25 protein-coding genes and 2 pseudogenes are annotated in these 17,104 nt (G+C 59.2%); 20 read left to right on the forward strand and 7 right to left on the reverse strand.

Going from position 1 to position 17,104, the window contains the following annotated elements; genetic code table 11:
• From DH08_RS00745 to DH08_RS00760, 4 genes are all read left to right on the forward strand, one after another.
• Positions 1-911, forward strand: a 911-nt coding sequence (locus tag DH08_RS00745) for a catalase-related domain-containing protein (protein WP_282595002.1), incomplete at its 5' end; no start/stop codon positions are given.
• A 39-nt stretch (positions 912-950) separates the two neighbouring features.
• The gene (locus DH08_RS00750; RefSeq protein ID WP_192177435.1) at positions 951-1,553 is read left to right on the forward strand and encodes a cupin domain-containing protein; all 603 of its coding nucleotides are present in this window, start codon (positions 951-953) and stop codon (positions 1,551-1,553) included.
• A gap of 172 nt (positions 1,554-1,725) precedes the next feature.
• Complete coding sequence (locus DH08_RS00755; RefSeq protein WP_192177436.1) at positions 1,726-2,133, forward strand: DUF427 domain-containing protein; 408 nt, start codon at positions 1,726-1,728, stop codon at positions 2,131-2,133.
• Between the two features lie 212 nt (positions 2,134-2,345).
• Complete coding sequence (locus DH08_RS00760; protein ID WP_192177437.1) at positions 2,346-2,954, forward strand: cysteine hydrolase family protein; 609 nt, start codon at positions 2,346-2,348, stop codon at positions 2,952-2,954.
• A gap of 70 nt (positions 2,955-3,024) precedes the next feature.
• On the opposite strand, the gene DH08_RS00765 is transcribed toward DH08_RS00760, so the two are convergent.
• Positions 3,025-3,354 carry a low affinity iron permease family protein gene (locus DH08_RS00765; RefSeq protein ID WP_192177438.1) on the reverse strand — a complete coding sequence of 110 codons (330 nt, stop codon included), beginning with the start codon at positions 3,352-3,354 and terminating at the stop codon, positions 3,025-3,027.
• A 443-nt stretch (positions 3,355-3,797) separates the two neighbouring features.
• Between DH08_RS00765 and DH08_RS00770 the strand changes: the two genes are divergently transcribed.
• The 6 genes from DH08_RS00770 (at position 3,798) to DH08_RS35995 (ending at position 7,587) form a co-directional block, all read left to right on the forward strand.
• The gene (locus tag DH08_RS00770; protein WP_192177439.1) at positions 3,798-4,712 is read left to right on the forward strand and encodes a hypothetical protein; all 915 of its coding nucleotides are present in this window, start codon (positions 3,798-3,800) and stop codon (positions 4,710-4,712) included.
• Positions 4,713-5,029: 317 nt separating this feature from the next.
• Complete coding sequence (locus tag DH08_RS00775; RefSeq protein ID WP_192177440.1) at positions 5,030-5,230, forward strand: hypothetical protein; 201 nt, start codon at positions 5,030-5,032, stop codon at positions 5,228-5,230.
• Positions 5,231-5,426: 196 nt separating this feature from the next.
• On the forward strand, positions 5,427-5,873 hold the full coding sequence (locus DH08_RS00780; protein ID WP_192177441.1) for a GFA family protein: 447 nt from the start codon (positions 5,427-5,429) through the stop codon (positions 5,871-5,873).
• Positions 5,874-6,156: 283 nt separating this feature from the next.
• Positions 6,157-7,245, forward strand: a complete 1,089-nt coding sequence (locus DH08_RS00785) for an AI-2E family transporter (RefSeq protein ID WP_192177442.1) — start codon at positions 6,157-6,159, stop codon at positions 7,243-7,245.
• Positions 7,235-7,420, forward strand: a complete 186-nt coding sequence (locus DH08_RS35990; RefSeq protein WP_246800639.1) for an ATP-dependent DNA ligase — start codon at positions 7,235-7,237, stop codon at positions 7,418-7,420. Before DH08_RS00785 ends, DH08_RS35990 begins: the two co-directional genes overlap by 11 nt.
• Positions 7,417-7,587, forward strand: coding sequence for a hypothetical protein (locus tag DH08_RS35995; RefSeq protein WP_246800640.1), 171 nt, complete (start codon positions 7,417-7,419; stop codon positions 7,585-7,587). Before DH08_RS35990 ends, DH08_RS35995 begins: the two co-directional genes overlap by 4 nt.
• A gap of 163 nt (positions 7,588-7,750) precedes the next feature.
• Here the strand turns inward: DH08_RS35995 and DH08_RS00795 are convergent, their stop codons facing one another.
• A complete protein-coding gene (locus DH08_RS00795; RefSeq protein ID WP_192177443.1) occupies positions 7,751-7,963 on the reverse strand; it encodes an RNA-binding protein in 213 nt (70 codons plus the stop codon).
• Between the two features lie 165 nt (positions 7,964-8,128).
• Here DH08_RS00795 and DH08_RS00800 point away from each other — a divergent pair, with 165 nt between their 5' ends.
• Positions 8,129-8,338, forward strand: a complete 210-nt coding sequence (locus DH08_RS00800; RefSeq protein WP_192177444.1) for a hypothetical protein — start codon at positions 8,129-8,131, stop codon at positions 8,336-8,338.
• Positions 8,339-8,341: 3 nt separating this feature from the next.
• Positions 8,342-8,562: pseudogene (locus DH08_RS00805) on the forward strand (DUF768 domain-containing protein).
• Between the two features lie 380 nt (positions 8,563-8,942).
• Here DH08_RS00805 and DH08_RS00810 read toward each other — a convergent pair.
• Complete coding sequence (locus DH08_RS00810) at positions 8,943-9,341, reverse strand: nuclear transport factor 2 family protein (RefSeq protein WP_192177445.1); 399 nt, start codon at positions 9,339-9,341, stop codon at positions 8,943-8,945.
• Positions 9,342-9,483: 142 nt separating this feature from the next.
• Here DH08_RS00810 and DH08_RS00815 point away from each other — a divergent pair.
• From DH08_RS00815 to DH08_RS00835, 5 genes and pseudogenes are all read left to right on the forward strand, one after another.
• Positions 9,484-10,337: pseudogene (locus DH08_RS00815) on the forward strand (ATP-dependent DNA ligase); the annotation flags it as partial.
• Between the two features lie 34 nt (positions 10,338-10,371).
• Positions 10,372-10,587: a DUF768 domain-containing protein gene (locus DH08_RS00820; RefSeq protein WP_192177446.1), complete on the forward strand. Its 216-nt coding sequence runs from the start codon at positions 10,372-10,374 to the stop codon at positions 10,585-10,587.
• Between the two features lie 23 nt (positions 10,588-10,610).
• Positions 10,611-10,862 carry a hypothetical protein gene (locus DH08_RS00825; protein ID WP_192177447.1) on the forward strand — a complete coding sequence of 84 codons (252 nt, stop codon included), beginning with the start codon at positions 10,611-10,613 and terminating at the stop codon, positions 10,860-10,862.
• A gap of 459 nt (positions 10,863-11,321) precedes the next feature.
• Positions 11,322-11,621, forward strand: a complete 300-nt coding sequence (locus tag DH08_RS00830; protein ID WP_192177448.1) for a DUF1236 domain-containing protein — start codon at positions 11,322-11,324, stop codon at positions 11,619-11,621.
• 863 nt (positions 11,622-12,484) lie between these two features.
• Positions 12,485-12,760, forward strand: a complete 276-nt coding sequence (locus DH08_RS00835) for a hypothetical protein (protein WP_192177449.1) — start codon at positions 12,485-12,487, stop codon at positions 12,758-12,760.
• Positions 12,761-13,150: 390 nt separating this feature from the next.
• Here the strand turns inward: DH08_RS00835 and DH08_RS37035 are convergent, their stop codons facing one another.
• Positions 13,151-13,549 (reverse strand): helix-turn-helix domain-containing protein, encoded by a 399-nt coding sequence (locus DH08_RS37035; protein ID WP_345892326.1) that lies wholly within the window; start codon positions 13,547-13,549, stop codon positions 13,151-13,153.
• Positions 13,550-13,675: 126 nt separating this feature from the next.
• Here DH08_RS37035 and DH08_RS36000 point away from each other — a divergent pair, with 126 nt between their 5' ends.
• The 3 genes from DH08_RS36000 to DH08_RS00850 are packed head-to-tail and all read left to right on the forward strand — an operon-like array spanning position 13,676 to position 14,807.
• Positions 13,676-14,248, forward strand: coding sequence for an ATP-dependent DNA ligase (locus tag DH08_RS36000; RefSeq protein WP_246800641.1), 573 nt, complete (start codon positions 13,676-13,678; stop codon positions 14,246-14,248).
• A 7-nt stretch (positions 14,249-14,255) separates the two neighbouring features.
• Complete coding sequence (locus tag DH08_RS36005; RefSeq protein ID WP_246800642.1) at positions 14,256-14,561, forward strand: hypothetical protein; 306 nt, start codon at positions 14,256-14,258, stop codon at positions 14,559-14,561.
• A gap of 24 nt (positions 14,562-14,585) precedes the next feature.
• Positions 14,586-14,807 (forward strand): DUF768 domain-containing protein, encoded by a 222-nt coding sequence (locus tag DH08_RS00850; protein WP_192177450.1) that lies wholly within the window; start codon positions 14,586-14,588, stop codon positions 14,805-14,807.
• A 58-nt stretch (positions 14,808-14,865) separates the two neighbouring features.
• Here DH08_RS00850 and DH08_RS00855 read toward each other — a convergent pair whose 3' ends face one another.
• The 3 genes from DH08_RS00855 to DH08_RS00865 all read right to left on the reverse strand — a co-directional run bounded on the left by DH08_RS00855 (position 14,866) and on the right by DH08_RS00865 (position 16,354).
• Entirely contained in the window at positions 14,866-15,066 is a 201-nt protein-coding gene (locus DH08_RS00855) for a hypothetical protein (RefSeq protein ID WP_192177451.1), read from the reverse strand.
• 305 nt (positions 15,067-15,371) lie between these two features.
• Positions 15,372-15,683: a hypothetical protein gene (locus tag DH08_RS00860; RefSeq protein WP_192177452.1), complete on the reverse strand. Its 312-nt coding sequence runs from the start codon at positions 15,681-15,683 to the stop codon at positions 15,372-15,374.
• Positions 15,684-15,955: 272 nt separating this feature from the next.
• Positions 15,956-16,354 carry a hypothetical protein gene (locus tag DH08_RS00865; protein WP_192177453.1) on the reverse strand — a complete coding sequence of 133 codons (399 nt, stop codon included), beginning with the start codon at positions 16,352-16,354 and terminating at the stop codon, positions 15,956-15,958.
• Between the last annotated feature and the right edge of the window lie 750 nt (positions 16,355-17,104).

The following is a 17,104-nucleotide window of genomic DNA, read 5'->3' on the forward strand; positions in this document are numbered from 1 at the left end:
ATTTCCAGCAGGATGGCCACATGGCCATGCGCAATCCAGTCGGACGGGTGAACTACCAGCCGAATTCGTTCGGCGAAGGTCCAAGGGAGTCGCCGCAGCGCGGGTTTCGGTCGTTCGCTGATGCTGAGGACGGACAGAAGGTCCGGCTGCGCGCGGAAAGCTTTGCCGACCACTACAGCCAGGCGCGCCAATTCTTCAACAGCCAGACGCCGCCCGAGCAGCGCCATATCGCTATGGCATTGACCTTCGAGTTGAGCAAGGTGGAGACCCCGGTCATCCGCGAGCGGATGGTCGCGCATCTCCTCAACATCGATGAAGGTTTGGCTGTCACCGTCGCGGACAAGCTCGGCATCAAGAAATTGCCGTATCCGGCGGATGCTGCTGTCGCGCCAAGAGGCGATCTCGAACCGTCGCCAGCGCTCAGCATCATCGAGAATGGACCGGATAGCTTCGAGGGGCGCAAGGTCGGCGTGCTGGTCAGCGAGGGCACCGATGCAGCGCTGCTGAAGAAGCTGCAATCTGCGATCGAGACAGAAGGCGCAACGATGGAGGTGGTTGCCCCAAAGGTCGGTGGCGTCGAGGCCGCAGATGGAAGCTGGATCGAGGCCCGGCACATGATCGACGGAGGACCCTCAGTCCTGTTCGATGCCGTGGCTGTCCTGCTGTCGGAAGAGGGAGCGGACCGGCTCACTCAAGAGGCGGCAGCGCGAGATTTCGTCGCGGACGCTTTCGCGCATCTCAAGTTCATAGCGTTTGTGCCTTCGGCCTTCCCGCTCTTCGTCAAAGCCGGCGTTTCAGTTGATGCGGACGAGGGGCTGATACCGCTCGACGGGGCCGAGGGAGTAGACGCCTTCGTGCAATCCTGTCGGAAGCTACGGCTCTGGGCAAGAGAACCGGCGGTGAAGCTTTGAGATAAGTTTGAATATCTGGCACGACACAAAGGCTGCGTCATGAGCTTCCTGCAGAGTGTGAAGAAAGCTGTCGAGGAGGTCACCGGTGTCGCAAGCCCAGGGAGGCAAGAGGTCATCGATCTTGTAAGGCTGCGAAAACCGGATGAGTTCCACTTCAAAGGCGATGGGTTGGTGCCCAACCATCCGTTTTGGTCGCTTGTCGTCTACCGAGGCGCCGTGAAACTGCCCGAAGCATTCGATTCCGCGGCCGTGATGGAAGGGCTTTTTAACGCAAATGGCTGGGGTGATAGCTGGCGCAATGGCATCTACGAATACGTTCACTATCATTCGCGGATACACGAGGTGCTCGGCGTCGCACGCGGGACGGCCAAGGTCCGCTTTGGCGGAAACAAGGGGCGAACGCTTTCCCTGAAGGCCGGCGACGTCACGGTTCTTCCGGCCGGCACAGGTCACCAATGCATTACCGCATCCAGCGACTTTCTGGTCGTCGGCGCATATCCACCCTTCGGCACATATGACGAATGCACGACTGCCGAGCAGCATAAAGGCGCGCTGCTGACGATCCCCCAGGTTGACCGTCCAGGCAAGGATCCCGTCTATGGGAGCAAAGGCCCGCTTCTACAAAAATGGAAGAAGGTTTGAAGGGAGGCCGCCGACGCGGTGGCACGATACCCTCCATCTACCGGAGTTATTTCCGGTCAAGTGTCGATCATCCGACAATCCTTTCGAAAAGGTTTGCGCCAATTGCGCCCCCAGCCGGAACTGCCGTCGCTGCTCGACGTTTCCGAGAAACCTGCAGTCAAGGAGTACGAGAATGCAAACCTCTGCCGCAAGTTCCGCACCTCCTCCCGCCACCCTTGCCATCGTGCCCTTTGACGGCACGCTAACGGTCTGGTTTTCAGACGCCATCGTCGCGTCCAGCAGGCGGGCGAAGTTGCTCCATGAAGATGGGCGAGATCCGGTCTTCTACATCCCGTTCGAGGATATCTATTTCGAACTCTTCGAGAAGACGAACACAACCACAGACTCCCCATGGGGCACGGCCAGCTACTGGCGCGTTCATGCCGTCGGCGCATCGGCGGATGATTTCATGTGGGCCTATGAGACGCCTGAAACAGCCGCTTTGGCCATCGCCAAGCACGGCGCATTCGATCCTGATAAGGCGCGCATCGATGCCGACCCGGCTGAGGACAAGCGACATACGCCGCACGTGCCCGAATAGAGCAGCGGACGATGGAAGCGAGACCTCAACCCGCTAACTTCTTCGGCGGACGCGCAGACCTTCGTGATATTTCGACGTCGAGATCTGTGGGCCTGCCATAGTTGTCGGTAAATAGGAACGCTTCACCGGATCGAACGCATGCAAGGCAAGCTCAGCGTGGTCCCCGATTTCAGCCGTGGACGCGGGTAAGGGACCGGATCGATGAGGTCCTGATGTCAGCGCATGGATTGACCTACGGCCCGCTGGGCGACAGCTGCATCCATCTCTGTGTCGATATGCAGCGTCTGTTCGCAGAGCCGTCGCCTTGGGCTACGCCGTGGATAGCCCGGGTCCTTCCTTTGATAGAAGCGCTAGTCGAAAGGCGCGCCGCGCAAACCGTTTTTACCCGCTTCCTGCCTGCCCAGAGGCCGGGTCAGGGGGTGGGGACGTGGAAGCGCTATTATGAGCGGTGGGCTTCGATGACCTTGTCGGAACTCGAACCGGAGATGATTCAACTCCTGCCTTCTCTGATGCAGCATTCTCCTCCGGCAACTGTTATCGACAAGCACATCTATTCACCCTGGTTCGAGAGCGGGCTCAGGAGTTTTCTCTCGCAGCATGGCATTGACACGCTGGTGATCACCGGCGGCGAGACCGACGTCTGTGTGCTGGCGACGGTGCTGGGGGCGATCGACTTCGGCTACCGGGTGGTGCTGGTGACGGACGCGCTGTGCAGCACTTCGGATGCCACTCATGACGCGCTCCTGACGGTCTATCATCAACGGTTTGCGCAGCAGGTCGAGACCGTGGAGATGGACACTATTCTCTCGGAGTGGTCCTAGCTAGTCAGCCAGGGACGGTCACTGAGAAAACGCAGGATAGCGCTTGCCTTCAGCGCACCAGACAAATCCGCTAGCCTGCCTTTGCCTCGGCCTCGATCTCAGCGAGCTTCTCGTCGATTTCGTGCGGTTGGCCATGTTCCAGGCCAACGACGTCGTTTCTGGTCTCTTCAAGCGCAACAATGATCTCATCGAGCTTGGCGTGGATGGCCGAGGTGTCGCGATAGCCTTGGATCAGAACTACGCCGGTTATGATGATTGCGGCGACCGATAAGCCATAGGTCACGATGTTCGTCAGCCCGAACGGGACAAGCAACGTGCAAAGGACCATGGCCGCCAAAACGAAATAAAACCCCGGAGGGCGCGCCAAAAAATCGGCGATGAGAAAGAGGAACCGGTTCACCGGGAACCTCGCTGCCGGCGCCTGAAATCATCCAGTTTCCCCTCAACCGGATCGGCAGCTGTGGACGTCTCTGGCCGCGGCCGTCTGCCTAGCCTCGACCGCGGACAATTCTCGTAGCCGTGATTGCGGGCTCCGCAGCACAAACAGCACATGGTTGGATCGTTTAGCATCCACTGAAATGCACGGTTTGAAATCTGGTTGCAGCGGTCTCCACAAATCTGTTGCCGCAAACGTTGCGTTCGCTGCGGAACAAAGCTGACGGGTCAGGCTCTTGGGAGGCCAGCTTCGGAGCCAACGGAACAGAACCCCTCCCGCCACATTGTTAGTCAGTCACTACTAACAAACAGGAGGTTTCCATGGGTCGCGGTATCTTGCTCTGGCTGCTCGGTATCCCAATTCCGATCATCATTCTCATCATGCTGTTTGCGCGGTAGGGGGCTGACATGCAGGCAACACTTGTGACTTCCGAGGACTCTGCACCAACAGAATCCTCATCTTCAGCCGTGAGCTGGGGGCCGATCGTTGCGGGCGCATTCGCGGCTTCGACGCTTACATTCATCCTAATGTTGCTGGGCTCCGGGCTTGGTCTCAGCATGGTCTCGCCCTGGTCCGGCGCCGGCGCATCGGCCACGACCTTTGCGGTGACCACCGCCGTCTGGCTGGTGATTGTGCAATGGCTTTCATCAGGCGTGGGTGGCTATCTCACCGGTCGACTCCGCACCAAATGGGTCGGGGTTCATACCGATGAAACTTACTTCCGCGACACGGCCCACGGTTTCCTGGCGTGGGCGCTTGCTACTCTTCTTGTTGCGGGCGTCCTCGGTTCCGCGCTTTCCGCGGCACTGAGTACTGGAGTGCAGGCCGTTTCGACCGTAGCCGCAGGGGCCGCGACAGGCGCTTCGGCTGGCGCCGCGACCAAGGATGGTGGAGCATTCGACAGCACGTCCTATTACGTGGATGCGCTGTTTCGCCCTGCCGACCCAACCAAGCTTGCCGCCGCCAATACCGATAGCGATGCGGCGGCAACGGCGCAGGCTTCGCGCATCCTGCTCGCCAGCGCGGCGAACGGGGGCGAATTCACGGCCGACGACAGCGCCTATCTCGCGCAACTTGTGGCCGCTCGCACCGGGCTTTCGCAAGCCGATGCCAAGGCGCGGGTCGATACCATGATCGCCAAAGTGAAGGACGCGAAGGTCAAGGCTCAGCAAGCTGCCGACACCGCCAGGAAGGCCAGCGCGACTTTTGCCCTGCTCGGTGCATTATCTTTGGTCGTCGGTGCCTTTATCGCCAGTGTAGCAGCCGCATTAGGGGGCAGGCAGCGGGACGACGAGGAAGCGATCTTTCTTACTGGCCAATAAGGCTGCCAATTCCCGACGTCCGATTTAACAGAGGCCCGCCGTTCTATGGCGGGCATTTCTTTTTGTCGGCGCACACTGAGGTAACGCCATCGCCCGTTGGATGCCCTTGGCGCCCAAAACTTGGTGTCGCGCCGTGGCGACAGGCGGGACAACGCAAATTCTCCTTGGCAAAATCGAGAACCGGAACCTCACGTTCACCGGCCACCCGAAGTCACCAGGAGCGGCGCCAGTCCAGACGGACGCCGCAAATCAGAAGGCTGCAAGGTGGAGAGGAACGTTAGGCACTTCTAGCGGTTCTATCTCGATGGAGTGCCCCAATGAAACAAGAACTGATCGATCAAGCGATTGGCTTCCTGGCACAATATCGCGACACGCTGGTCGCCAGCTATTCATCGATAGGGCAGGATGGAAAATTCCGCCTGATGAGCATGGAAGAATGCCGTGATGACTTGGACGTGGTCGCGGTAAAGGACATTGCTTCGCTAAATGGCCTCATTGCCAAAATGACCGCCGGGTAGGTTCCTTTCTTTACGCATGCGCGTAAGCTTCGCCCCCAATGGGCGCGCTTCACGATTTTAGTAGGAGGCCGCTGCCTCAATGCTAGTGGATACCGCCTAACATAAGAGTCCGATTTGGGATTCCGCTTTGCGAGTGCTCGTGCGAGTCTGGCGCATGCGTGCAGGAACAAGCGCGCACTTGGCTGGAGGAACCGGGATGTCGCTCACTGGAGGCTGTTTATGTGGCAACGTGCGCTACAAAACCAATGCCGAGCCTTTGTGGCTCTGTCATTGCCACTGCAATAGGTGTCGCAAACATACCGGATCGCCGATCGGCACGTGGGTCGGCTTCCCCGCCGGTACGGTGACATGGCTTGCCGCCGAGCCAACCCGTTATCGTTCGTCAAGGGACGTAGAGCGTAGCTTTTGTGCGGTCTGCGGAAGCTCAATCGGCTTCCATCGAGTGCACGAAACCAGTTTGCTAGTAGGCAGTTTTGATGCGCCTGAAGCCCTTCCTGTCGCGGATATCTGGACCGTGCATGTTTGGTTCAAGGACCATATACCGTGGTTCGACACCGCTGATGATTGGACTCGTTTCGCGGAATTCCCGCCCCAAAGGGCTGAAGAGTTGAACGCGTTGAGCGGTCGGCAGATCGAAGGCTGACACGCCCCAGCGGGCTAAATGGCAACGGCCACTCCCCACCTTGAGGGACTTCCGAATCCGGTACCAAACGTCAGATTCTGACCACTAGGTATCGCGTGCAATGCTGTCCACCTCGCGAAATGGTGCTCGGCAAGGTCTTTCCTAGACTTTATGCGGAGCTGTATACCCGCACCCCTGTCGGCGGCTCCGTTGTTGCCTAGTTATGGGCCACGGGCCGAGGTGAACTGGAACCGCCACGGACTATGCGCGGGCAATACACCGTCCGACTCGAGGCTGATTGGTCATGATACCCCTCGGCAAGCCAATTGAGCAGATCCTTGGGATCGGCGCCCTCCTGCTGCTGTCGATTGGTTGCGCCATTGTGCTTTGGCCCTTCCTGTCGTCCCTGTTGTGGGCGGCGGTCATATGCTACTCCACGTGGCCCGTCTACACGTGGTGCGAGCGGGCCCTGGGCGGCCACAGAGGGCTGGCGGCTGCTCTGATGACATTGTCGGTGGCCCTTGTTCTGGTCGCTCCCTTCGCCTTCGTAGTGGCCACACTGGCGGACAGCGTAAGCAACCTGATCACGGCGGCGGGCCGCATGCTCGAGCAGGGGCCCCCGGCGCCACCGTATTGGGTGGCAGGGCTCCCGGTGGTTGGCGAGAGCCTCGCCGCCTATTGGGAAAGGTTGGCCCACAACGCGCCCGCCTTCATGATTGAGCTCAAGAAGCTGATCGGACCCGCCGCCGGAATGGCCGTCGCCAGCGGGACTGTGCTCGGCATCGGCCTTCTCGAACTCGGTCTGAGTGTATTCATCGCCTTCTTCTTCTACCGTCACGGCCGGCAGATGGCAGCGTACGTGCGCGAGAGCGCCGAACGATTCGCTGGGTCGCGCGCTCGGCACCTGCTCACGGTCGTGGGCGCGACCGTGCACGGCGTTGTTTACGGCTTGATCGGCACAGCACTCGTCCAGGCTCTATTGGCTGGCATTGGTTTCTGGATCGCCGGTGTGTCTCAGGCGCTATTGCTCGGCTTTCTTACGTTTGTCCTGTCGTTCGTGCCGGCGGGTCCGCCACTAGTGTGGGGCTCGGTGGCGCTGTGGCTATTTGTCCAGGGAGCCGTCTGGTGGGGTATCTTCGTCGCGGTTTGGGGCTTGCTCCTCGTCAGCAGCATTGACAACGTCCTCAGGCCTTATGTCCTCAGCAAGTCCAACAGCTTGCCCGTGGTACTCGGGTTCTTTGGATTCCTCGGCGGCATTCTCGCCTTCGGTTTCATTGGCGTGTTCCTAGGCCCAACGCTGTTGGCGGTCGGCTACAGCCTCTTCCTCGAGTGGCACGCGGCCGAGCTTGAGGACCGCAGGGACTCCAAGTCGGAGCCTGCGGATGCCGCTTGAATTCCGCGCGTTCCTTGGGTGTAAGCAGCCCATTTATTTCGTCGCCTTCGATCTTCTCCACCTAAACGGCTTCGACTTGCGAGATATGCCGCTGGAGGATCGCCGCGAGATCCTGGCCGAGATGATCCCGGAAGGCGGTCGCATCCAATTCAGTCAGGCGCTGCAGCCTGGTTGAAGACAAAGGCTTACAGCATCGATGAATACGATCTGCTCGGCGTCGAGCGCGAACCGGGCAAGCCAGCTTTTGCCCTCATGGCCGAGCGCGGCACCGGGCGCTATGTCGGATCGGCCTTCATCAACTCAAGCCGCGCGATCCGCGAACGCCTCTGGCAGCACGTCTAGGAGCATGCCGGGCCGCCGCCGAAGGGCATGAAGCGGCCGGCCACGCAATGGGTCAAGCCGGGGCTGATCGGCCGTGTGAAGCACCTACCCGGCGAGGAAGACTTGCGCCATGCCTCGCTGCAGGATTTCCGCGAGGAGTGACAAAACGGCGGTCGAAACGGGCCTAGGCCCTGCGGCGCTTAGAAAGCGCCTGCAATAGGTCCGCTTCGTCGACGATCCCGTTGCGGAAAGCGCTGACGATTTCCTCGGCAAGGTCTTCCCTCTGTTCCTTGTCTTTTTGGGCTAGGCGGCGCTCGTCGCACAGTCGGTCGAATACTCGCTGGAGCAAATCCAGATCAGCGGGCTCGAATACTCCGCTGTAGCGTCGCAGTGGCATTTGCCGTCCCTCAAACACGGCTGACACGGGACTATCTCACAAACGACGAATGACAGCTACCAGCGGCCCAGCGGCCGGGCGGGCTTTTTTTGTTTTCTGCTGGAACATCGGTTCGAACGCGCCGTTGCTTTTTCCAGGTCTTACAATGGATAACGGACGCGCCCTATGTTGCTCTTTAGATCATTGCATGAAATTGCCGCAGCGCGCGGCGATGGCTTGCACCCCGCTTTATTGAAGATGATGACGCGGTCGAAAGCCTGGGTCGATATTGAAAGCGCGCTACAACCCGCTCCGGCTTACAGGCCTTCAGACATTGATTTCCCTGCCAACGATGCCGTGCCTAAGGGTGTTGCGTTTCGGGCCGACGAGCGCTGAGGGGTGAGCACACGCGGCGTCGACTTCCTGCACAAGTGGATTTCAACAACGTCCCGGAGACAGTCGGCGCCGACATCATCTCCGTCGCTGAATTGACCCAAAAGCTATTTGCAGACGCCAAAGCGATCGGGATCGGCAGCGTCGAGATCGAGGAAGACACTGGGAGCGTCTATGAGGTGATCCTCGACGCGATCGTTCATCAAGAGGCCGGCGTGGCGGATTGATCCGCCCTAACCAAGATGACAGTGAGCGATGAAAACCCTCAGCTCTCATACGTGGTCTATAGCCCCCCTACTTCTATAGCCCGCCTACTTCCCGTTCCTCGCCGTCATTCTCGCATCTGATGGTACGTCGGCTACCGCCCGTCCGTTCGATACGGCTGAGGAGGCCGCTGCATTCAACAGACAGATGGCTGCGGCTGGGCATCCCGGTAAGGTCAGGAATTGACCGCCCAAGGTCGCCAGGACGCGCGCGGGACGCTTCGGTGGCGTAGGACAGCGGCCAGCCGAAACGCGCGCTGGTGGGCTTGCCAGGGCCTCTGAGTCAACAGGCGGCCCGGCTACCTCGTCGTCGGGACTAGCCAGCTCTGGGTCGCTTTCGAGGCTTATGCCCAGAAATTGTCCCAGGCGTAGAGGTCGTAGAAGTGGTCCCTGGCGTCCATCAACTTGCCGTTCTTGATGTCGAAGACGATGCAACAGAGCACGTCCAGCCGTTTGCCGTTGCGCTCCCCGGTATTCTGATGGACGCCCACCACGAGCCCGTCCTCGCTCTCCGTCACGTGCAAAAGTTTGGCCTTGAAGGTCCCGTGGGTTTCGCTGCCCAACTGGCCGAACTGGCCAAAGATTGCTTCGTGGCCTTTATGGTCTCCGGCCACGGGACTCTTGCCCGGAGTATGCCACGTGCAGGTCTCGTCGATGATTAGCGCCAGCGTGTCCATGTCGCCAGTATTGAACGCGGCATAACCGCGCCGAACGATCTCGGAGTTCTGATTCACGTCTGCCATAACTTCCTCCCTAGCGGGCGAACGGGGTAGGTTTGCCGGCTGGTAAATTATAGGCCGTTCATTCGAATATTCAATTTTGCTAAAATGCTTCGGAACTAAGGTTAGGCGCCACGCCTTGAATCGCGTTCCGTGAGCTCTGTGCATGCGTTTGAAGTTCATCCCTCCGCTGATGCCGATCTTGGTGGAGAAGCCGCCCGAGGGCGATGGCTGGATTCACGAGGTCAAGTTCGATGGCTACCGTTCCCAGATCGTCAGGGATATCGACGGCGTGCGCATCTTCACCCGCCGCGGACTGGACTGGACGTCGAAATACCGTGACCTCGCAGCCGCCGCGGCCTCGCTCGAGGTGGAAAGCGCCATCATTGACGGCGAGATCATCGTCACCAACGAGGCGGGGATCTCCGACTTCGCAGCACTTCGGAAAGCGATCACCCGGCGCCAGCATGATCTGTACTTCGTCGCCTTCGATCTGCTGCACCTTAATGGCCACGATCTGTGCGACATGGTTCTAGAAGACCGTCGCGAGATCCTAGCCGAAATGATCCCGGAAGGCGGGCGCATTCAATACAGCCGGGCGTTGCCGGGCGATGCCAAGGCGATTTTCCATCTCGTCGACCAGGCCGGCCTCGAAGGCGTCGTCTCGAAGCGGAAGGAGAGCAAGTATCGATCCGGCCCATCCACAAACTGGCTAAAGGCGAAATGCTACAGCATTGACGAATACGAACTGCTCGGCGTCGAGCGAGAGGCCGGCAAGCCAGCTTTCGCTCTGATGGCCGAGCGGGGCACAGGCCGCTATGTCGGATCTGCGTTCATCACCCTGAACCGGGAAATGCGGAAACGGCTCTGGGAGCGCGTCCGGGACCATGTAGGGCCACCGCCGAAGGGCATAAGGCGGCCGGCGACACAATGGGTCAAGCCGGGTCTGATAGGCCGTGTGAAGACCTACGCGGCGAGGAGGATCTGCGGCATGCGTCGCTGCAGGATTTTCGGGAGGAAAGGAACTTAATGCCACTCGCCAGCTTATGGCGAGATGAGCACCCGCGGCGTCAACTTCCTGCACAAGTGGATTGCCAACAACGTCCCCGAGACCGTGGGCGCGGAGGTGATTTCAGTCGCCGAGTTGACGCAACAGCTATTCGCCGATGCCAAGGCGGTAGGAATTAGCAGCGTCGAGATCGAGGAAGATACCGGCAGCGTCTACGAGGTGATCCTGGACGTCATAGTTCATCACGGCTTCACGGATTGAGGTAGTGAGAGAGGGCTGACAAAATGGATGCCCTCAAGCGAACATATCGTCTGCAGATCATGGTCAATGCCGAGGAACTCGCTGTCCTGGATGCTTGGCGATTTGAGAAAAGACTTCCGAACCGTGCTGAGGCAGTGCGGGCGTTGCTTCAACGCGGTCTCATGGCCAAGGGCTATGAGACAGATCGGGGCGCACGTTCGGTCGAATTCGGCGTTCTTCATCTTACCATTCGCACTATCGGCGGCCCCAAACCAATAGGCTTAAAAGGGAAGTGAAAAGAAGTAGCCGGCTAGCTACGTCCAGCCGTAGCGACACGCGACCCCCGTTGCCGGCTGTTTGCGAGGTCAGCCGGATGATTAGGTGCCCGCCGCCGCGAGAACAGTAGCGGGCACCTAGGTTTGCCGCCGATGAAGGGACTTTGCTCGGCAGCCCGATACCAATGTGTAGTCAACGCCTTGGTTGCCCCATCGGTCCTCTGCCTTTGATGCTTGGACTTCGGTCCGGCGCCCTATCGGACCATGGCCCATCGGGGGAACGAACCCATTGTGGCCTCGTTGTGCACCAGTGAAGTCGGCATGAGGAGCAAGGAAATGGACGATCGAGATAACAGCGTTATGGAGGCTGGATGGCTTCTTGCTGTCCCCGCTTCGCTTGCCCTTACCGTCCTTTTGGCTGGCCTCTTGCTAACGTAACCAGCCCAAGTTTTGGCTCACAGCCCAACACAGGAGAAAACTATGAGAAGGCATCTTACCGCAGCTGCTGCAGGGTTTTTGCTGGTTGCCGGCATTGGTGCGGCCGCAGCCGACACTGTGGTCATCCAACCGGAACAGGAAACGGTCATTAGGGAATATGTGAAGAAACAGCCTCTGGCGTCAGTGAAGCTTCCTGGTGTGGAACTCAACATCGGAACGGCTCTCCCCGATACGGTCGAGCTTCATGAAGTTCCCAATGTGAAATACCGGTACACTGTGATCGACAACCGCACAGTCGTCGTGGATCCGGACACCCGTACGGTCATCAAAGTCTACGACTGAACCAAGAGCTTCGGCTGAAGGCCCGCCGCCCCGAAATGGGTGGCGGGCTTACAAACAAAAGCAGGGACGTCGCAAATGAAAAAGGGCTACCAAAAGCCCACGCTTGTGAAGCGCGAGAAGCTCGGCGACTTGACGGTCAGATTGCTATTTCGGGCCGAAACTATGTCAGTGATTCTGAAATCGAGATGGCCCCTGTCACGTCATCCATCTCATTGCCTGCCTTATATGACCCCTGGAATTTGCCCTTCAAGCACTGAACCGACTGAATTGCCGATAGCTGCTTCCAGCGGCCCAGCGGCCGGGGCTGCTGGGGGCGGGGTTCGGCCGCCGGGCCTAACCGGAAAACGGAGAGATGGTTCGCCGGCTGGCAAGATCATAAGCCGGTATAACGCGATATAGAATGGACCTCCTTCCGTTCCCGAAACGTGCAAGCGACGTTCTTTACGTTAGGTAATGCTAAACAACTGCGGTGGCGGCCTAAAGCCCATGCGGCGCTTAGAAAGGGCCAGCAATAGGTCCGTTTCGTCCATGATCCCGCTCTGGAAAACACCCGCGCCCGCTGGATGACGACGAACGGCTACATATATCTTGTCGCTGGGCGCGCCGCGCTAGCGGAACATTCGCGATTTCTAGCGGTTTAACTAGGCGATGCCGCTTCCTCGGTGTCCGGCGCAGGCTGCGCCGGCTCAAGGTTTGATGCTGGTGGCGCACTAGTAAGTTCCTAGGGCGCCGCCTCGGTTTGCTGGGATACGCGCGAAAAGGGCAGCAATCTCGCGATGCCAAACGTTGGAACTTTTCACCACTTCGCACCTTCTTTGAGCAGGTCGTTGCTGCAACGACTTGTGAATCAGGAGGAACTTTCTATGAAGCTCAAGATGCTATGCATGGGCGCGATGGCGCTTTCGATGATGACCGCTGCGGCACTTGCAGGGGCACTCGACGATCCGGCGAAAATGTCGCCCTTCTTCACCGATGCCGGTATGAAAACGATGAGGTCGGCCGACGAGTTCAAGGCCGCCTGGATGGCGATGAAGGAAGAAGATCGCGCCGCGATGATGAAGGAATGCGGCGACGAGGCCATTGCCAAGGAGCACGACAATTTCTGCAAGATGACCAAACAGCTCGGCGGCGCCAACTGAGCAGACACTACTCTCAATCTTGCGAGAGCCCGCGGAGGCCGCGGGCTCCTAAAGACTTAATTGACGATCAGACGCTGCTTGTCCCGGTCGCGCTGCGGCGGGGGACGATGCGCGCGCACACTGGCTTTTAGATCCCGATGCCTACCATGGGTGCGGGCCTTTCTGGTTTCAGCTGGAACAATCCGCCCGCCTCAACATTTTGATGCTGGTGGCGCACAAATCTTTGCGCGCCGCCTCGGGTCGCACAACCCGACAATAGAGCCCGCTCCGGCCCCTCACCGGAGCGGGCTTTTTACCAACGTCCCCGAGACGGCGGGTGCCAACGACCAAAAACTGTTCGCGGGTGCCAAGGTACTCTCCCGATGGAACAGGCATACATGACGCAGGGCGCTACATTTGGCTGCTGCCGATTATTCCGACTTCACCCTCCGAGAGGTTAGTCCGCGACGGTCCCGCGGCCGTGAACACGACACCAGCTGATTCAAGCACATCACATACGGCGGCCAGCTTCGCGGGACGCAAGGTCCTAAGCCCGTTTTCGAAGTCGCGTATTGTCCCCTCGCTAAAACCGCACTTGGCAGCGAGCCGCACCTGAGACCAGTTCAATAGCGCCCGTGCCGCCCGCGACTGCTCTGGTGTCATCACCAACCTGCAAGCGCTTTCGCCTCGCGCTCTAGCGTCGCGCTGGTCGATGCCATGGTTCCTGATGAAATCGGCGACCTCATATTCCTTGTCGCCCGACACCCGGTCGCGGTCGCGGAAATCTCGTTTGGTGTTGTCGTCGGACATCGCTGCTACCTCCTGTTAGAGAACCGCGGCTGGCAGCGATTGTTCCGCCTTGCTTATTAAGTGTCTGCTAATGGAACGGAAACAGCTCTGCGATATTGAATCAAATTCGAGTTGCGGGGAGTTCCGATGCGTAACGGGGCCGGCGAAGCCAGGCTGAAGTTCATCAAGCCGCTCGAGCCGGTCCTGGTGCTCGAGCCGCCGGTTAGCGACGACTGGCTGCACGAAATCAAATTCGACGGATTCCGCGTCCAACTCATCCTCGACTGGGCCGGCGCTCGTGCCTTCACCAAGAACGGGCACGATTGGTCGAAGCGTTTTTGGCCAGTGATCGGCGCGGCCGAAAAGCTGCCGGCCAAATCGTTCATCCTCGATGGCAAAATGATAGCGCCTGATCCGGACGGCAGGCCTAATTTCCATCAGATGCACTCACGCATGGCCTGGAACGCGGAGTTGCTCGCCTTTGTGGCCTTCGACATCCTGCACCTTGACGGTTGGGATTTGCGGTCGCTGCCGGCGATCGAGCGCAAGGCTATGCTTTGGGATCTCGTGAAGCCTGCCGATGGCATCATCAATATAGCCAACACGTCGAAGGTGGTGGCGCCGAGTTCTATGCAGCCATCGACAAGATGGGACTGGAGGGCATGGTGTCGAAGCGACGCGGCAGCCCGTACCCCAGCGGTCCGTCCGACATTTGGGTGAAGACCAAGTGTTGGGAGAGGTCGGCGACTTCGAACTGCTGGGCATCAGGCGGGAGCCTGGCAAGCCGCCGCAGGGCATTATGGCGCGCGGCGGGAAATATGCCGGCTCGGCCACGGTCGCCCTGACCAAGGAGATGCGCGAGCGTCTATGGCACCGAGTGCGCAAGGGACGGGCGCCACCACCAGGGCTGCCGAAAGCCATATCGAAGGCGGAGTGGCTGAATCCCGGCATCACCGCCCGCGTTAGATATCTTCGCGGCGAGCCGAAGCTGCGCCATGCCTCGCTACAGGATTTCAGCGACGAAGGAACCTAATGCCCGGCCGGCGCTTGTCGCGAGATGAGCACCCACGGCATCAACTTCCTGGACAAATGGATGGCAGAGCATCTGCCGAACGCGATCACCGACGATCCGTTGGCCATCATCTATTTGACAGAGGAAGCCATCAAGGCCGCTGAGCGTGAAGGCATCCCGCACGAGGAGATCAGCGAGGAGGTCGGCAGCCTGTTTGAGGTGATCCTCCAGGCGATGCAGCACAGGGAAGGCGGATTGGCGGATTGAGGCCATGTCGAAGCAATCTACAGGCGGGCCGCTGCTGACCTTTACGTCCGGTTCGGTTTTAGGGCTTCTTCCGCTTCTTTAGGAGGGTTACTAGCACGGTCCGCATTGATGAATGCTCTGGGCTATCGAGTTCCACGTCCCAATCACCGTTAAGCTGGTGCTGCCAGGGGAACTGCGCGTCTCCCAAAGCCCGTCGAAACGCTTTCGGATCAACGCCCACCGACCGGGCCATTTCTGCGGCGCTTGTCAGCTTGGTCATGACGCCTCCTATGCTTTCCGCTAAAGCATACAGGAGTCTATACCGTCGCGCGACCGTCGCCGTAGGCAACGACCGGTGCAGCGGGGTATCACTTCGGGGTACTGCACCGGTCGGTGGTGGCAACCATTCTCCCGCGATGCCTAAGTTATAGGCACATTAGAAATCGCTCAACTACGACTGAGGGCCTAAATCGCTCGGGGGGATGGCCGATGACCTCATTCCGAAGCTGAAATGCGCCAAGTGCGGCAGCAAGCGAGTCGCGGTGATCTATACGCCAGACACCAGACCGAATGCCTACGGGAAGTCTAAGGGCAACTAGTCGGACGCAGCCGCGTCCTACGCTTTGGCGACCGGTATGTTTCCACCAGCCTGACCTTGTCGAGTGCGACGGTCACAAGCGGACCTAGGGCGATTGTAACAGTCTCGTTATCGATGCGTGTGACCTCACCGGTAAGCTCGACCTGCTGGCCGCGCATTCTCATTTTCGACGAATCGCGGATCGAATAGGGAAAGTTGTAGCCGGGGATGGCAACGCTGACATGACTTTGATTGATCCGCCAGCGCACGGTCACGGTTACCGCCACCCGATCTCCAACGCCAATTTTTCCCGTCGCCATGCGGAAGATTTCTGGAGCGAGCGCGGGCTTATTCAAGAGGTTGCTAATATATTCGAATGACGCGGGAACAAATGTTCACCTCCCTCGTTAAAAATGCTGGCCGGATACCCTTTCGCCCCACACCCTTTCCGGCCAAGCCTTGAAGATAGGCCCGCTGCTTTTCCCGGCAGCGGGCCATTTAGCGAAACAACAAGTAGGCGCCAAAGCCGGCCATCAGCAGGCAAGCGGCCATGCCGATCATGTCACGCTGCCGGAAGCGCGCTCCGGGACCTTTAGTGACGAGTCTTCGGGTCCGCCAACTTCGCAGCCTCGTCGATCTGTTCGCGCAGTCTGACAAGGTCCTTTGCCTGGAATTCGAGTGGCAGTTCAGCGCCGGTTTCCAATCTCAACAGAATGGTGACGGTGCCGTCGTCTTTCATCGCCAACTGCGTCCCGGTCCCACGGATGCCCTGCAGGATTGGCGTCTCATCTGCCGGGAGCTTAGCAACCAGTTTTCCCATCTCGGCCGCAAGGGCAGCGATCGCCAGCGGCACACATCTGGGAGAGAAATCGAGTTGGAATTTCTTTTTGTCAACGGAGCCAAAAGTCACCGAAATCGTGCCCGCAGATTCGTCAACTGCCGACGCCAGAACTACCTCCAAAACAGGCGCTTTCATTACGACCTCCGGCATGGCTCCTCTCCTTCATGACGGGAGGCAGCAAATCACTGTCGCAGCGCCGGCACAAGGACTCGCCAGGACGCGCGGGGCGGTTCGGCGGTGTAGGACAGCGGCCAGCCGAAACGCGCGCTGGCGAGGCTCTTAAGCGCGATAGTCCAATCATCCAAGTTGAAGACTAGCGATTTCTAACTATTCTGCCTGAGCGGCAGGCATCGCCCTCCGATGTTTGCCGAAGATCGGGCCTCCGATCGGCCCGCGCTCACCGGCAAAGTGGCGCGGGGCTTCTTACCGGCCTGGCGGAAACGCGCTGTTAACCTCTCCAGCAAGTCCATCGGGAACCTGTCAGGCGTGCACGCCATTGATTTGTGGAACGAGGCACGAGTTAATGGACAATCAGCACAACAGCATTTTGGAAGCTCGTTGGCTTCTTGCTGTACCCCTCTCACTTATCCTGACGGTCCTTTTGGCCGGCTTCGTCCTTACCTGAATGGACCCGCACGGCCGGCCCGGCGATCAAATTCGTGTGACTCGCGAAATGCGCAAGTGAGCGTATAATTCCCAAGCCGTCCGTATTGAATTGAGGGCATTGCGGGCGCTCGGAAGATGACAGCGCTTCCGCCCTTGAGGCAGGAGGCTGAAAGCCAAGGTGTTGGCCTTTGATGGGGAAATCCTAAAGAGCACCTTTCACAAAGCGGTGCTCGAAGACGAAATCCCCGAAGATCGATGGCGGGACTGCGCCGCGCGATTGATCAGAGACTTCAC

Origin of the sequence: Mesorhizobium amorphae, from assembly GCF_014843845.1 — a bacterium.
Lineage (GTDB): Bacteria > Pseudomonadota > Alphaproteobacteria > Rhizobiales > Rhizobiaceae > Mesorhizobium > Mesorhizobium amorphae_A.